The organism is Amycolatopsis sp. NPDC114478 (genome assembly GCF_055633805.1).
The window spans coordinates 147,760-162,103 of the sequence record NZ_JBVKDO010000009.1 but is presented as its reverse complement, the minus strand read 5'-3'; the positions used below and the strand labels follow the sequence as shown (position 1 = coordinate 162,103).

At 71.7% G+C, this 14,344-nt stretch carries 13 protein-coding genes; 7 read left to right on the top strand and 6 right to left on the bottom strand.

The features are described 5' to 3' along the window. Nucleotides 1-244 precede the first annotated feature (244 nt). Nucleotides 245-886: a TetR/AcrR family transcriptional regulator gene (locus tag ACZ7OH_RS25265; protein ID WP_470283016.1), complete on the bottom strand. Its 642-nt coding sequence runs from the start codon at nucleotides 884-886 to the stop codon at nucleotides 245-247. Between the two features lie 108 nt (nucleotides 887-994). Between ACZ7OH_RS25265 and ACZ7OH_RS25260 the strand changes: the two genes are divergently transcribed. Next, entirely contained in the window at nucleotides 995-1,912 is a 918-nt protein-coding gene (locus ACZ7OH_RS25260; RefSeq protein ID WP_470283015.1) for an NADP-dependent oxidoreductase, read from the top strand. A gap of 15 nt (nucleotides 1,913-1,927) precedes the next feature. Here the strand turns inward: ACZ7OH_RS25260 and ACZ7OH_RS25255 are convergent, their stop codons facing one another. Next, nucleotides 1,928-3,010 (bottom strand): helix-turn-helix domain-containing protein, encoded by a 1,083-nt coding sequence (locus ACZ7OH_RS25255; protein WP_470283014.1) that lies wholly within the window; start codon nucleotides 3,008-3,010, stop codon nucleotides 1,928-1,930. Between the two features lie 162 nt (nucleotides 3,011-3,172). Here ACZ7OH_RS25255 and ACZ7OH_RS25250 point away from each other — a divergent pair, with 162 nt between their 5' ends. After that, nucleotides 3,173-5,470 carry an ATP-binding protein gene (locus ACZ7OH_RS25250; protein ID WP_470283013.1) on the top strand — a complete coding sequence of 766 codons (2,298 nt, stop codon included), beginning with the start codon at nucleotides 3,173-3,175 and terminating at the stop codon, nucleotides 5,468-5,470. A gap of 29 nt (nucleotides 5,471-5,499) precedes the next feature. Here the strand turns inward: ACZ7OH_RS25250 and ACZ7OH_RS25245 are convergent, their stop codons facing one another. Both ACZ7OH_RS25245 and ACZ7OH_RS25240 read right to left on the bottom strand, forming a co-directional pair. Beyond that, nucleotides 5,500-5,949: a DUF302 domain-containing protein gene (locus ACZ7OH_RS25245; protein WP_470283012.1), complete on the bottom strand. Its 450-nt coding sequence runs from the start codon at nucleotides 5,947-5,949 to the stop codon at nucleotides 5,500-5,502. Next, complete coding sequence (locus tag ACZ7OH_RS25240) at nucleotides 5,946-6,809, bottom strand: alpha/beta fold hydrolase (RefSeq protein ID WP_470283011.1); 864 nt, start codon at nucleotides 6,807-6,809, stop codon at nucleotides 5,946-5,948. The genes ACZ7OH_RS25245 and ACZ7OH_RS25240 overlap by 4 nt, the downstream gene beginning before the upstream one ends. A 142-nt stretch (nucleotides 6,810-6,951) precedes the next feature. On the opposite strand from ACZ7OH_RS25240, the gene ACZ7OH_RS25235 reads away from it, so the two are divergent. Then, complete coding sequence (locus tag ACZ7OH_RS25235; RefSeq protein ID WP_470283010.1) at nucleotides 6,952-8,031, top strand: 4Fe-4S binding protein; 1,080 nt, start codon at nucleotides 6,952-6,954, stop codon at nucleotides 8,029-8,031. A gap of 9 nt (nucleotides 8,032-8,040) precedes the next feature. On the opposite strand, the gene ACZ7OH_RS25230 is transcribed toward ACZ7OH_RS25235, so the two are convergent. After that, the gene (locus ACZ7OH_RS25230) at nucleotides 8,041-8,610 is read right to left on the bottom strand and encodes a TetR/AcrR family transcriptional regulator (RefSeq protein WP_470283009.1); all 570 of its coding nucleotides are present in this window, start codon (nucleotides 8,608-8,610) and stop codon (nucleotides 8,041-8,043) included. A gap of 151 nt (nucleotides 8,611-8,761) precedes the next feature. Here ACZ7OH_RS25230 and ACZ7OH_RS25225 point away from each other — a divergent pair, with 151 nt between their 5' ends. The 4 genes from ACZ7OH_RS25225 to ACZ7OH_RS25210 are packed head-to-tail and all read left to right on the top strand — an operon-like array spanning nucleotide 8,762 to nucleotide 13,600. Further along, the gene (locus ACZ7OH_RS25225; protein WP_470283008.1) at nucleotides 8,762-10,507 is read left to right on the top strand and encodes a CocE/NonD family hydrolase; all 1,746 of its coding nucleotides are present in this window, start codon (nucleotides 8,762-8,764) and stop codon (nucleotides 10,505-10,507) included. Continuing rightward, nucleotides 10,504-12,111: an AMP-binding protein gene (locus ACZ7OH_RS25220; RefSeq protein ID WP_470283007.1), complete on the top strand. Its 1,608-nt coding sequence runs from the start codon at nucleotides 10,504-10,506 to the stop codon at nucleotides 12,109-12,111. The genes ACZ7OH_RS25225 and ACZ7OH_RS25220 overlap by 4 nt, the downstream gene beginning before the upstream one ends. Then, nucleotides 12,108-12,878, top strand: a complete 771-nt coding sequence (locus ACZ7OH_RS25215) for an enoyl-CoA hydratase/isomerase family protein (RefSeq protein ID WP_470283006.1) — start codon at nucleotides 12,108-12,110, stop codon at nucleotides 12,876-12,878. Before ACZ7OH_RS25220 ends, ACZ7OH_RS25215 begins: the two co-directional genes overlap by 4 nt. After that, on the top strand, nucleotides 12,875-13,600 hold the full coding sequence (locus ACZ7OH_RS25210) for an SDR family oxidoreductase (protein ID WP_470283005.1): 726 nt from the start codon (nucleotides 12,875-12,877) through the stop codon (nucleotides 13,598-13,600). Before ACZ7OH_RS25215 ends, ACZ7OH_RS25210 begins: the two co-directional genes overlap by 4 nt. Here the strand turns inward: ACZ7OH_RS25210 and ACZ7OH_RS25205 are convergent. Next, nucleotides 13,589-14,227, bottom strand: coding sequence for a TetR/AcrR family transcriptional regulator (locus tag ACZ7OH_RS25205; RefSeq protein WP_470283004.1), 639 nt, complete (start codon nucleotides 14,225-14,227; stop codon nucleotides 13,589-13,591). The genes ACZ7OH_RS25210 and ACZ7OH_RS25205 overlap by 12 nt on opposite strands. Nucleotides 14,228-14,344 lie beyond the last annotated feature (117 nt).

Here is a 14,344-nt window from a genome sequence, read left to right as displayed (position 1 = left end):
CGCGGAAGCTGCTACCGGCGTGGATTTCTTGAAAATAGCTCGGTTTTCGCTTGTGGCGATCGTGAGGATCTCTCGCGCTTCGGTTACTCTTCGTGCTGGCTCGTGGTGGCAGATCTGTTCGGACTCCTGGCCACTGTGGACAATCGCCGAGTATCGGCGGCCGGCGGACTCTCCGCCCGGGCCGTCCGCGCCGGTTGTGGTGCGACCAGGAGTTTTCGCCTGACCCGACGGGAGCCGCTGGCGGCTACTGATCTTCGAGTCCGGCGACAGCGGTGGGCACCGCGAATGTCCGCACGTGGTCGATGGCTGCCCTCAGGGCTTCCTTCAACGGACTGATGTCGCGGGCGACCTGGGAGAGAAGCATGCCGCCCTGAAACGCTGAGAGCAGGAGGTACGCCAGACGAGTGGGATCCGCCTCCGCGGTGAGGCGGCCCAGTTGCCGCATCCGTTCGAGTCCGTCCCGGAAGATGTCGCGCCACTGCTCGAAGGCGTTCGCCAGTTCCGCGCGGACGTCCAGATCCGATTTGACGATCTCGCTGGCGAGGGAGCCGAGGCTGCAGCCGTCCTGGTACGAGCGCTCGTAGGCGATGTAGTGGTCCGCCCACTCCTCAAGCGAGTCGAGGGTCTCGAAGCGGGTGAACCGCTCACTGCGGTGGAACGTGAGAACGCGCTCGGCCTGCCACTCGATGACCGCCAGGACCAAGCTCTCCTTGGTTGGGAAGTAGTGGTTCAGCTGCGACCCGCTGATCCCCGCGGCGCGGCGGAGCTGCTCGTTGTTCGTCGCGTGGACGCCCTTGGTGTAGATGAGCTCCGCGGCGTGCTCGAGGATGCGGGCCCGGGTCGCCTGCCCCTTGCCGGTGAGCTTCTGCGGCACTCTCGCTTCCATACCCACACGATACCGCAGAGTGGGCTTGACAGCCCACTCCAGGTCGTGTTCACTGCCATTAATGGGCTAGCAAGCCCAAAACGGCCCACGAGACACCCGGAGGTACCGATGAAGGCGATCGTCGCGACGGACCAGGCCGCGGAAGCTGCCGGGATCACCCTCGCCGAGCGGCCCGAACCGACCCCGGCGATCAACGACGTCCTCGTCGACGTCCATGCGTCGGGCTTCGTCCCCGCGGAGTGGGAGTGGCCCTCGACCTGGGTCGATCGCTCCGGTCATGACCGAACCCCGGCGATCATCGGCCACGAGTTCGCCGGCGTGGTCTCCTCCCTCGGCTACGGCACCACGGGACTTTCGGTGGGGCAGCGGGTCTTCGGGATCGCCGACTGGCACCGCGACGGAACCCTGGCCGAGCGCGTCGCGGTGGAGGCCCGCAACCTCGCGCCGCTGCCGGGGGACGTCGACTTCACCGTCGGCGCCGGCCTGCCGATCTCCGGCCTGACCGCGTGGCAGGGCCTGTTCCAGCACGGGCGGCTGCAGGCGGGCCAGAGCGTCCTCGCGCACGGTGCCGCCGGCGCGGTCGGGTCCGCGGTGACGCAGCTCGCCCGGGAGTTCGGGGCCTACGTCATCGGTACCGGGCGCGCGGCGGACCGCCAGGCGGCGCTCGACTTCGGCGCCAACGAGTTCCTGGACCTCGACCACGACGACCTCACCGGCATCGGCGGGGTCGACCTGGTCTTCGACGTCATCGGCGGGGACGTCCAACGGCGCTCGGCGAGCATCGTCCGGCCCGGCGGGACACTCGTGTCGGTGGTCGGACCCGTCGAGGCTCGTCCCGCCGACGGGCTCGCGATCGACTTCGTCGTCGAGTCCGTTCCGGATCAGCTCGTGCAGATCGTCGACCGGGTGCGGGACGGGCGCCTGCGCACGCACATCGGAACCGTCACGCCCCTCGACGACGCCCTCCCCGCGCTCAAGCCGGGCGAGCGGCGCAAGGGCAAGACCGTCATCCGGGTGCGCCCCTGAGCGCTCCGCGGCCGGTCACCGAACCGCCTCCGGATCCAGGACGCGCCGGGCACGCAGGGCTATCCGCAGGGTCAGCCGCTCCTCGGGGACCTCCAGCCGGGCACCGAACAGCGCCCGGAGGCGGCGGAGGCGGTTGCGGGCCGTCTGGGGGTGGATGCCCAGCCGTGCGGCTATTTCGGGTGCTCCGCCCCGGGCCGCGAGCACGGCGTCGAGCGTGTCGGCGAGCTTGCCGCGCTGGTTCGGCGAGAGTCCGGACAGCGGCGCGAGCGCCCGTGTGGCGAGGACGCCGGTGAGCAGTTCGTCCGCGACCAGCCAATGGGTGGTCAGGTGCTCCGACCACCGGACGAGGCCCGCGCCCGGCACCAGCCCGCGCCGGCCGAGTTCCCAAGTGCGCCGGGCCCAGCGCAGCGACGTCCCCGCCTCCGACGGGGGCACGGCCGGCCCGGCCGCCGCGGGCTCCGGGCCGAGCACCCGCGACAGGTCGGCCGTGGCGGGCAGGAGCAGGAACGGGTGCTCGGCGGTGAGGTCGGCCAGCACTTCGGGACCGAGCCGCGGGCCATCCGTGCCCGCCGCCACGACCACGGCGACCACGCGGTCCGGCGGTGTCCAGCCGGCGCGCACGGCCAGCCCCGTCCACGGCCGGCCGGTCGTGATCGCGCGCAGGAGGTCCTGCCGGAGGGCCGGCACGTCCGGTGCCTGAGCGGCGCGGTACGCCTCGGTGGACAGGCGGATCAGGACGTCGACGCAGCGCAGCACGGCCTCGACGCCGGTTCCGACCACGCCGGCGTCGGCGCGGCGGCCCAGCTCGGCGATGACCGGGAGGGCGTGCCGGCCACCGGTTTGGTAGGCGCGGGCGAGCCGGTCGACGTCGCCGCCGACCTCGTGCTCGGCGACGCCGGCGCGGCGGAAAGCGGCGGCTCCCGTGAAGGTCCCGAGCGGCCCACCGGGGCGGCGAGCGGCCACCAGCGCCGCCACGAACTCCGTGGCCGAGGCGTCGAACAGCGCGGCGTGCTCGGGCAGCGCGTGTCGGACACCGGCGACGACCGCACGGGCGATCGCCGCCGCGGCGGCACCGTGACCAGGCGGCGGGGTGGTCATCGTCGACCTCCGGTGCGGACGGGTATCGCTGGGAGCGCCGATTCTGGTGCGCGGCCTCCGCCGGACGCTTCGTCGGAAATACGTAGATCCGCGGTGTCCGGCGCGTGGACAGGCGTTCCGCGGACGATCAAGATGTGGGCTGCGACGGATTCGGGTGATGGGATGACGGCGGACGACCCAGGGGTGGCCGAGCGGGGGGAGCTGACGAGCTACGTCGGCCGCGCCGAGGACGAGCGCGAGCTGCGGCGCCTGCTCGGCAAGGCCCGCCTGGTCACGCTGACCGGCCCGGGCGGGGTGGGCAAGACGCGCCTCGCCGGGCGGGTCGCCAGTTCGGTCACCCGGGCCTTCGCCGACGGCGTGGCCGTGGTCGGGCTCGCCGAACTGCGCGACCCGGCTCTGCTCACGCGCACGCTCGCGGACGGCCTCGGCCTGCACGACACGGCCGCCCGGTCGGCCGGGGACACGGTGCTGGCGCACCTGCGCGAGCGGCGGATGCTGCTCCTGCTGGACAACTGCGAGCACCTCGTCGCCTGCTGCGCCGAACTCGTCACGTCGCTGCTGCGGCACTGCGCGAACCTCGTGGTGCTGGCGACCAGCCGCTGTTCGCTCGGCGTCGCGGGCGAGTGGGTCATGTCGACAGCGCCGCTGGCCGTGCCGCCGGAGAGCGCCCGGACCGTCGAGGACGTGCTGTCCTACGACTCCGTGCGGCTCTTCGCCGACCGGGCGGCCGCCGTGCTGCCGTCGTTCCGGATCACCGAGGACGACGTGGCCCCCGTGGTCAGGCTGTGCCGCCAGCTGGACGGGCTGCCGCTGGCCGTCGAACTGGCCGCGGCCCGCGTCCGCGCCCTGTCGCCGGGCCAGATCGCCGAGCGGATGAGCGCGAGCTTGACGTTGCTGACCACCGGCGCGCGGTCCTTCCCCGAACGGCAGCGCAGCCTGCGGGCCACGGTCGAGTGGAGCCATTCCCTGTGCACCGACGTCGAGCAAACGGTCTGGGCGTGCTGTTCGACGTTCGCGGCACCGTTCGACCTGGGCGCGGCCGAGGACGTCTGCGAGGGCAGCCTCGAGCGTGGCGCGGTGCTGGACGGCGTGGACGGCCTGGTCGACAAGTCGGTGTTGTTGCGTGTCGACGGGACGGCCGGCGCCCGCTACCACCTGCTGGAAGCGCTGCGCGAGTTCGGCCAGGAGCGGCTTGCCGGTGCCGGCCTGGCCGACGTCGTGGCCCGGCGCCACCGCGACCACCACGCACGGCTGCTGCGGCGCGCGGACGACGAGTGGTTCGGCCCCCGGCGTGACGAGTGGTTCGCGTGCCTCTCGGAGCGGCACGCGGACATCCGGGCGGCACTGTCGTGGTCCCTGCGCACGCCGGAGGCGGCCGTGGTCGCGCTCCGGATGGCGACGAGCGTGATCGAGTACTGGGTGGCCCGCGGTGCCGCGTGGGAGCTGCGGAAGTGGGTCGACCGCGCGCTCGCCGCCGTCGCGCCGGACGCTCCGGGGCGGGCGCGGGGACAGGCCATCGCCGCCCTGTGCGCGGCGCTGCACGCGGACCTGCCCGGCGCCCGACAGCGACTGGCGCGCGCCGAAAGCAGCTGCGACGACGAGGCAGTTCCGTACATCCGCCACGCCCGGGCGTTCGTGGGAATGCTCGCGATCGAGCCGGACGCGTTGGAGAACGCCGCCGAAGCCGTGCGGATCTTCAGCGAGCGCGGTGCCGTCCGGCCACGCCTGCACCCGATGTTCATCCAGGCGGTGGCGCTGGGTTTCCGCGGTGATCTCGCCGGTGCCCGGCGGCTGCTGGAGTCGATGCGCAGCCTGTGTGAAACGGCGAAGGACGATTCCTACCGTTCGATGGCGTTGTTCGGGCTGGGCGTGGTCGAAATCTCGATGGGCGGCGACCTCGAAACCGGGGAACGCGCGATCCGGGAAGCGCTCGAAATCGATCTGCGTGGCGCCGACGTGCTGTCCGCGGCGTACCGCGTGGACGGGCTGGCGTGGGCGGCCGCCCGGCGCGAGGACTGGGCGGGCGCGGCCCGCTTGTTCGGCACGGCGGCCGCGTTGTGGGACCGGTGCGGCGCGGAACCGGACGTGGCGGTATCGCTCGCCCACCGGGAAGCGCTGAAGCTCACCCGCGACGCGCTGGGCGACGCCCGGTTCGAGGAAGTGTTCGCCGAGGGACGCCGGCAGAACCCGCATCGCATCCTGGCGCCCGCGGCGTCCCCGGCGTCAGGTGGGCGGGAGGTGCCCGGTGACGTCCCGGTTCTCCCGCCGCTGACCCGGCGCGAGTCGGAGATCGCCGGCCTGGTCGCGGCGGGGCTGAGCAACCGCGAGATCGCCGTCCGCCTGGTCATCGCCCAGCGGACGGCGGAGACCCACCTGCAGCACATCCTGAACAAGCTGGATTTCGTCAACCGGACGCAGGTGGCGGTCTGGGTGAAGGAGCAGCGCCCCGGACAGCGGTGACGCCGGTCGACCGGGGCTCGGCGTCGACATCAGCCGGCCAGTTCGGCCGGCACCGCGATGTCGAGTGCGGTGAACAGGGCGGCGAGCTTGTCGTCCAGCTCGGCGCCGACCGCCGCGACTTCCGGGTCGTCGAAACTCGAAAAGCGGGTGCTCGGCTGGTCGACGGTGAGCCGCACCCGATCGTCGTGGTCCTCGTGGATGGCGACGCGCAGCGGTGCGTACAGCATGATGCCGGAGTCGTGGCGGTACATGCGCTCGGCGACGGTGTGGTTGCCCATCAGGTAGGTCGTGCACCGGCGGCGGTGCCCGGCCACCCGCATCACGAGATCGGTCCCACCCGGGCCGCCGTCGAAGAAGTGGCCGGGGTCGAAGGGAGGGACCGCTTTCTCGTAGCGGTCACGGAACTCCTCGAACGGCGGGTCGACCGCGACTTCGAGACGGCGAACCTCGTGCGCGACCACGCGTACCCGGTCGGTCACGACGCCACCGCGTTCAGAACGCCGGCCAGCACGTCGGGCCGTTCCAGGGCGATGAAGTGGCCGGCTCCCGGCACGACCGTGTATTCGGCGTCGGGCAGCAGGTCCTTGTTCGCGGCCCGGTCCGATCGCCGTGACCAGTCCTGTTCGCCGTAGACGAGGTGGATGGGAGCCTTGACTTCGGGATAGCGCGATCGGGCCGCGATGAGGCTGGGCAGGCTCCGGTAGACGGCCCGGGCCACCCCCGGGTAGCCGGGGCGGCTGCCCACTTGGAGGAGCTCGTCCACGTAGTCCTCACGCAAGGCACTCCGGTCGCCCAAGCCGCCCCGCAAGATCCGCCGGAGCGCAGCCTTCGGCTCCACCCGGGCGAACACCGGGCCGACGCCCGGGGCGAGCACGCCGGTGACCACCAGCCGGGCGAGCAGGCCGGATCGGGCGATCCCGCCCCGGAAGTCGTAGGTGTTCACCGCGACGACGCGCCGGACCCGCTCCGGCAGGTCGGCCGCGGTCGTGAGGGAGAGCACCGCGCCCATGGACTCACCCAGCAGCGTCACGTCCTCGAGGTCGAGTTCCGTCAGGAGGCGTTCGACCCCCGCGCGCATGGCCGGCTCGTCGTAGGAGGCGCCGGGCACGATCTCGGAGTAGCCCATCCCCGGCAGGTCGAGGGCGTAGACGGTGTAGTGGCCGGCGACCAGCGGGACGAGGCTGCGGAAGTGCTCGGCCTGCGTGCGGACGGTGTGCAGCAGGACCAGGGGAGCGCCGGTCCCGCCTTTGAGGTAGCGCAGCGTCCCCTCGCGGTGTCCTTCCCGCGGGGGGAGGGTGTGGGTCGTGGTGCCGGGAACGTGGATCGTCGGCTGGGGCATCTCGCCTGCTCCTGGGTGAGGCACGGGGTAAACCGATCGGTTTCCAGCAGCGTAAACCGATCGGTTTCAGAGGGCAAGCCGAGGTGCTAGCGTGGGCGGAGACCGGAAACCGATCGGTTTCCGGCTGAGCTCGGGAGGCTGGATGACCACCGTGGGGGCCGGAGAAGAGCCGAAGCTGCCGGCCAAGCTGGCCGCGCATCCGTCGGTGCGGGCCGTGCTCGCCCGGCGCCGAGCCGACGGCGAGCCGAAGCCGCCCGCGGTGATCGACGCGGCCTGGCTGCGTGAGCTGTGTCTGGCCGCCGGTGCGGACGACGCCGCCGCGGTCAGCCTCGACCACCCCGATCTCGCGGGCGAGCGGGAGTACGTCTCGGCGGCGTTGCCCGGCACCCGCAGCTTGGTCGCGATGGTGTTCCGGATGAACCGCGACAACTGCCGATCGCCGGCCCGCAGTGTGGCCAACCAGGAGTTCCACCAGACCGACGAACAGGCCAACCACACCGCCCGCGAGGTCACCCGGGCGCTGCAGGACGCCGGCTACCGCGCACTCAACCCTTCGGTCGGCTTCCCGCAGGAGATGGATCGCTTCGGCACCGACCGGATCTGGGTGGTGGCGCACAAGACGGTCGCGGTGGCCGCCGGGCTCGGCGTGATGGGCTTGCACCGCAACGTCATCCACCCGAAGTTCGGCAGCTTCGTGCTGCTGGTCACCGTGCTGGTGGACGCCGAGGTGAGCGAGTACGGGCGGGCGCTGGACTACAACCCCTGCATCGACTGCAAGCTGTGCGTCACCGCCTGCCCGGTGGGGGCCATCGACAAGGACGGGGCGTTCGACGGGCTGGCCTGCACCACGCACAACTACCGCGAGTTCATGAGCGGGTTCACCGACTGGGCGCAGACCGTGGCCGACAGCCGGGACGCCGCCGACTACCGTGCCCGCGTCACCGACTCCGAAAGCGCCTCCATGTGGCAAAGCCTGAGCAACCCGCCCGGCTACAAGTCGGGCTACTGCGTGGCCGTCTGCCCGGCCGGCGAGGACGTCCTGGGGCCGTACCTGGCGGATCGCAAAGCCTTCATGAACACCGTGCTGCGCCCGTTGCAGGACAAGCGGGAGACCCTGTACGTCCTGCCGGGCTCCCGCGCGCAGGAATACGCCGAGCGCCGCTTCCCCCACAAGTCGACCAAGGAAGTCACGGGTGGCTGGGCGCCACCGGCTTCCTCGTGAGCCGGCCGGTCAGCGCACGCCCGCGGCGTCGAGCAGGGTCACCACCGTCGGGGTGATCAGCCCCTTCAGGTTCTCGACCCCGATCCCCGCCCGGGCGCTGGCACCGTCGAAGACCAGGATGAGCTGCCGCGCCAGCAGTTCCGGGTCGCGCGCTCCGCCCTGCTCGGCCTCGGTGCGGAAGAAGGTCAGCAGATTGCGCTTGATCCGGCGTGCCACGCGGCTAGCGGGGTGCCGCTGGTCCTTGAGCTCGATCTGCACGGACAAGTAGCGGCAGCCTCGGAACCCGGGCGCGCGCCCCTGTGCCTCGACCTGCTCGAAGACGTGCAGGATCCGGTCGCGGGGTGAACGGCCGTCGCCGGGCGGGGGCAGCAGGCCCGCCACGAACGCGGGCGCGCCCGCTTTCAAGCTCGCCGCCACGAGCTCGTCCTTGCTTTCGAACAGCTGGTAGAGGGAGCGCTTCGACACTCCCGCCGCCTTGCAGAGCGCCTCGACGCCGATGCCGACACCCTCTTGGTAGGTGAGCGTGGCGGCGGCTTCCAGCAGCCGCTCGCGGGGGCCCGGCTTCGCCTCGGTCGTCATCCTGCGAGGTTAACCCGATTCCGGCGGATTGGAAACCGATCGGTTTACCTGGGCCGCGGGCTCTCGCCGGGCGGTACGTTGACAGGGTACAGATGTGCTGTCTAACGTACCCTCATCCGAAACCGCCGTTCAGCTCGTCGAGGAGCGCCGAATGACGCACGTGTACGACATAGATGTCCGGATTCCGATGCGGGACGGCGTCGCCTTGGCGGCCAACGTGTGGCGCTTGGCCGACGGCGAGGGGCCGACGCTGCTCGTGCGTCTCCCGTACGGCAAGGACGTGATGGGGCTCGGCCACGAGCTCATGCCCAACGTGCTGGCGGTGCTGGAGGCCGGCTACGCGCTGGTGGTGCAGGACTGCCGGGGTACGAACCGCTCCGAAGGCGAGTTCGTGCCGCACATGGCCGACCGGGCCGACGGCGAGGACACCCTCGCGTGGATCGCCGACCAGCCGTGGTCCGACGGCACGGTCGGCAAGTACGGGCCGTCCTACCTCGGGATGGTCCAGTGGGAGGCCGCCGCGACCGGCTCTCCCGCCCTGAAGGCGATCGCGCCGTGCGTCACCTCGATCGACAACTACGAGGCGCCCTGGTACTCCGCGGGCGGTGCGCTTTCCCTGAGCCTGGTCACGTGGTGGAACGCCATGATGTACACGGCCGACGCGCAGCGGTCCCTGGCGATCGGCGAAGGCTCGCCGTCCCAGGTGCAGGAGCTGGTCCAGGCGTTGCTGACCCAGGAGTCCCTCAACGACGTGCTGCCGACGGCCGAGGTCCCGGTCCTGGCGGCGTACGGGAAGTGGTGGGACGACTGGATGGCCCACCCGTCCCACGACGGGTACTGGGACGCGATGGAGCTCACGCCCGAGCTGAAGAACGTCACCGCTCCGGCGCTGAACATCGGCGGCTGGTACGACCTCTACATCGGACAGACCGTCCGCACCTTCACCGCCGCTCGCCGGAACGCCGGCAGTGAGCAGGCGCGTGAGGGCCAGCGGCTGATCATCGGTCCGTGGGACCACCTCTCCGCGAGTGGCGTCTACCCCGACCGCTCCTTCGGCGCGATGGCCGCGCCCCAGCTGATGCGGCTGACCGACCTGCACGTGAAGTTCTTCGACCACTGGGTGAAGGGCGACACCGCCGCCTTGGACGGCGTGGCCCCGGTGAAGATCTTCGTGATGGGCATCGACGAGTGGCGCGACGAGCAGGACTGGCCGCTGCCCGACACGACGTGGACCGACTTCCACCTCGGCAGCTCCGGCCACGCCAACACCGCGGGCGGCGACGGCGTGCTGACGACCGAGCCGGCGGCCGTCGCCGAGCACGACACCTACCTCTACGACCCGCGCCGCCCGGTGCCCACGGCCGGCGGGGCGTGCCTGCCGATGACCCCGGGGTTCGGCGGCCCGGTCGACCAGCGGACCGTCGCCGGCCGCGAGGACGTCCTGTGCTTCACCGGTCCTGTGCTCGAGGAGCCCGTCGAGGTCACCGGGCCGGTGTCCGTGCAGTTGTTCGTGTCTTCGTCCACAGTGGACACCGACTTCACCGCCAAGCTCGTCGACGTCTTCCCCGACGGCAAGGCGATCAACCTGTGCGACGGGATCCTGCGCGCCCGCTACCGCAACGGCCTCGCCACGGAGGAGCTGATGGAGCCCGGCACGGTCTACGAGATCACCGTCGACCTGACCGCCACCGCCAACGTTTTCCTGCCCGGGCACCGCATCCGCCTGGACGTCTCCAGCAGCAACTTCCCACGCTACGACCGCAACACCAACACCGGCGGTGTCATCGCCCGCGAGACCGAAGAGCAGATGGTGCCCGCGATCAACCGCATCCACCACGGGCCGGAGCACCCCAGCCGGCTCGTCCTGCCGATCATCGACCGGAAGGGGCAGAAGTGAGCGCCGCCGACCGGGTCGCCGAGCTGACCGCGGAGTTCGGCGCACCCGTCCTCGACGTGTCGTGGCTGCTGTGCGATCGGCACCCAGCCGACCGCGTCGCGTTCACCGTCGTCGACGGCGAGCCTTTCACGCTGTCCTACGGCGAGCTGGCCGCGCGCTCGCACCGCTACGCGCGCGCGTTGCAAGGGCTCGGCGTCGGCCCCGGCGACCGGGTCGCGACCCTGATGGGCAAGAGCACCGACCTGGTCACGCTCATCCTCGCGATCTGGCGGCTCGGCGCGGTCTACGTCCCGCTGTTCACCGCGTTCGCGCCCCAGGCGATCGCCCTGCGGCTGGCCGGCTCGGGCGCGCACGTCGTGGTCGTCGACCTCGACCAGCGCCACAAACTCGACCCGGGCCCCGACCTGCCGCACGACCCGCGGCGCAGCGTCGTCACCGGCGCGTCGCTGGCGGACCTGGCCGCCGTCGCGTCCCCGGAGCCGGTGCCCGCGGTCACCACGAGCGGGGACGGGCCGCTGGTGCACATGTTCACCTCCGGCACGACCGGCAAGCCCAAGGGGGTGATCCACCCCGTCTCCTACATCGCCGGCTGGCAGATCTACCTCGAGTACGCCCTGGGTGTCACCCCGGAAAGCAGCTATTGGTGCGCCGCCGACCCCGGCTGGGCCTACGGGCTGTACTCCGCCATCGTCGCTCCGCTGGCCGCCGGCATCCCGAGCCTGCTGCTGGCGGGCGGGTTCTCCGTCGAGACGACCTGGCGCACGCTCATCGAGCACTCGATCACCGACTTCACCGCCGCCCCGACCGTGTACCGAGGGCTGCGCTCCTCGTCGGTGCCGGTGCCGAGGGAGCTGAGCCTGGAACGGGCGTCCAGCGCGGGGGAGCCGCTGACGCCCGAGGTCAACGACTGGGCGCGGGCCGCGCTCGGTCTCGCCGTGCACGACCACTTCGGCCAGACCGAAGTCGGCATGCCACTGGCCAACCACCAGCACCCGGAACTCGCCCGGCCCCTCAAAGCCGGATCGATGGGCCGGCCGGTGCCCGGCTGGAGCCTCACCGTCCTGGCCGACGACCAGGCCGAGCCCGTCGAACCGGGTGTGCTCGGCCGGGTCGCGATCGACGTCGCGGCGAGCCCGTTGATGACCTTTAGCGGCTACCAGGTCCCCGGGCAGAGCGATGCCAAGTTCACCGCCGACGGGCGTTGGTACCTCACCGGCGATGCCGGGCGGTTCGACGCGGACGGCGACTTCTTCTTCTCCTCGCGCGACGACGACGTCATCATCATGGCCGGGTACCGCATCGGGCCGTTCGAAATCGAGAGCGTCCTCGCCCAGCACCCCGCCGTTGCCGAGTGCAGCGTCATCGGTGCCCCCGATGACGTCCGCGGGGAGGTCATCGAGGCCTACGTCGTCGTCCGCGACGGCCACGACGCCTCGCCGGCGCTGGCCACCGAACTCCAGCAGCTCGTCAAGACCCGCTACGCCGCCCACGCCTACCCGCGCACGGTCCACTTCATCGACGCCCTGCCCAAGACACCGAGTGGCAAGACGCAGCGTTACCTGTTGCGCCGGCGGCGAGCCGAACTGACCGCGGGGACACGGTGACCGAACCGCTTCTCGCCGAGCAACGCGGCGCCGTCCGGTGGTTGCGGCTCAACCGCCCCGAGCGGCGCAACGCCCTCGACGTCACCCTGATCGAAGCGCTGGACAAGCAGATCACCAGCGCCGAGGCCGATCCCGCCACCGCGGTCGTCGCGGTGGCGGGTTCCGGGCCGAGCTTCTGCGCCGGTGGCGACTTCCACCAGTTCCTCCAGCTGCACGACCGGGGCGAGAATCCCGTCGGCTTCCTGACCGACGTCTCGGCCTGCTTCAGCCGGATCGCGGCCGCCACCAAACCGTGGGTCGCCGTGCTGCACGGCCACGCCGTCGCCGGCGGTCTCGAGCTCGCCTTGGCCTGCGACGTCGTGGTCGCGGCCGACACCACGCTCATCGGCGACGGTCACCTCGCCCGCCGGCTCGTCCCGGCGGGCGGATCCAGCGTCCGGCTGCCCGGCGCGGTCGGGCGCGGGCTGGCGCGCTGGCTCCTGCTCACCGGCGAGCTGCTGCCCGCGACCGCGTTCGCCGGCACCGGCTGGCTCCGCGCGATCGTCCCCGAGGCGGATCTGCACGCCACTGCCGAACGTATCTGCCGTCAGCTGGCCGCGCGTGCCAGTCCGGCCCAGCAGCGGCTCAAGACCTTGCTGCACCGCATCGACGGTGTGGCGCCCGAACCCGCCCTGAGCGAGGAACTCGCCACCTTCGCCGACAACTGGCCGGCCAGCTCGGTGGCCGACGCCCTGCGCGCGTTTCTCGAGACCGGAGACCACCGATGAACCGCTACCACGGACGCGTCGTCGCCATCACCGGCGGCGCCCAGGGCCTGGGGCTCGCCATGGCGACCCGGTTCGCCGCCGAAGGCGCCACTGTCGCGGTGGCCGACGTCAACGGCGAAGCCCTGACCGGTCAACCCCATGCCGACGTCGTCGACGTGACCGACTCCGCCCAGGTGAACGCCTGGATCGCCGCCGTCGTCGAGGAGTTCGGCCGCCTCGACGTCCTGGTCAACAACGCCGGCATCATCCGCGACAACCGGGTCGAGGACATCACCGACGACGACTGGCACGCGGTGCTCGACGTCAGCCTCACCGGCAGCTTCCACTGCGCGCGCGCCGCGTTCGGGCCCATGAAGCGCCAGGGGTACGGTCGCGTCATCAGCTTCTCGTCCATGTCCTGGCGCGGAAACTTCGGGCAGGCCAACTACGTGGCCGCCAAGGCCGGCATCGTCGGCCTGACCCGCACCCTCGCCCTCGAGGGCGCGCGGCACGGCATCACCGCCAACGCCATCGCGCCGGGCCTCATCGAGACCCCGATGCTCGCGTCGATGAACGGCCCCGCCCGCGACAAGCTCACGGGCAAGATCCCGATGCGCCACACCGGCCGGCCGGAGGACATCGCCGAGGCCGCGGCGTTCCTGGCCAGTGACGCCGCCGGCTACGTCACCGGCGTGGTCCTGGACGTCGACGGCGGCATCTCCATCGGATCGTCAATCCGCTGACGGTGGCGCGCTGAGACCGTGCAGCAGAAGATCGGCCATTTCGGTGTACGCCTCACCCGCGCTCAGGCCGCCCTGCAGGAGCACCCCGGACTGGACCCCTTCGATGGCCAGCGCCACGAGCTGCCCGGCGAAGCTCCCGTCGATCGACCGCAGCGCGCCTTCCTCGACGCCTTCGGCGACCAGTTCCCGGACGCGCCGGGCCGCGGCCGCGGAGTTCGTCCGGTAGATGCTCGCGGTCGACCGGAGCCCGATCATGTCGGCGTAGAACTGGGTCGAACACCGGCTCATCGCCCGGCCGACCCCCGACAGGTAGGCCGGGATGCGCAGCCGCGGATCGGCGACCTCGGCCACGGCCTGCTCGATCTGCTCGGTCGCCTGCCTGAAGAACCCCTTCGTCAGGGCCACCACCAGCTGTTCCTTGTTGCCGGCCACGCTGTAGAGGGTCGCCTTCGAGCAGTGGAGCCGGTGCGCCAGATCGTCCATGCTCAGCGCCATGAAGCCCTCGGCGAGCACGAGCTCTTCGAGGTCCCTGAGCAGCTGGGCCCGGCGTTCGGGGTCGACCCGGCGGCGGCGCGCCGAACCGTTGCCGGTGTCGTCCACTGCGGTCATCAGGGGCCCCGTCGTCACGGACCCAGTATGACCCGGGGGAGAGGTCCCGGCCCGGGCGGCTTCGCCGGCCCTCGGGTCTGGACCGGCGAAGCCTGATCCCGGGGTTCCTGCGCGCCGAAACCCCAGAACTGGAAG

What these genes read in the sequence shown, in the direction of transcription:
- ACZ7OH_RS25265 (WP_470283016.1), bottom strand. Translation starts at nt 886, where the DNA reads ATGGAAGCGAGAGTGCCGCAGAAGCTCACCGGCAAGGGGCAGGCGACC.
- ACZ7OH_RS25260 (WP_470283015.1), top strand. Translation starts at nt 995, where the DNA reads ATGAAGGCGATCGTCGCGACGGACCAGGCCGCGGAAGCTGCCGGGATC.
- ACZ7OH_RS25255 (WP_470283014.1), bottom strand. Translation starts at nt 3,010, where the DNA reads ATGACCACCCCGCCGCCTGGTCACGGTGCCGCCGCGGCGGCGATCGCC.
- ACZ7OH_RS25250 (WP_470283013.1), top strand. Translation starts at nt 3,173, where the DNA reads ATGACGGCGGACGACCCAGGGGTGGCCGAGCGGGGGGAGCTGACGAGC.
- ACZ7OH_RS25240 (WP_470283011.1), bottom strand. Translation starts at nt 6,809, where the DNA reads ATGCCCCAGCCGACGATCCACGTTCCCGGCACCACGACCCACACCCTC.
- ACZ7OH_RS25235 (WP_470283010.1), top strand. Translation starts at nt 6,952, where the DNA reads ATGACCACCGTGGGGGCCGGAGAAGAGCCGAAGCTGCCGGCCAAGCTG.
- ACZ7OH_RS25230 (WP_470283009.1), bottom strand. Translation starts at nt 8,610, where the DNA reads ATGACGACCGAGGCGAAGCCGGGCCCCCGCGAGCGGCTGCTGGAAGCC.
- ACZ7OH_RS25225 (WP_470283008.1), top strand. Translation starts at nt 8,762, where the DNA reads ATGACGCACGTGTACGACATAGATGTCCGGATTCCGATGCGGGACGGC.
- ACZ7OH_RS25210 (WP_470283005.1), top strand. Translation starts at nt 12,875, where the DNA reads ATGAACCGCTACCACGGACGCGTCGTCGCCATCACCGGCGGCGCCCAG.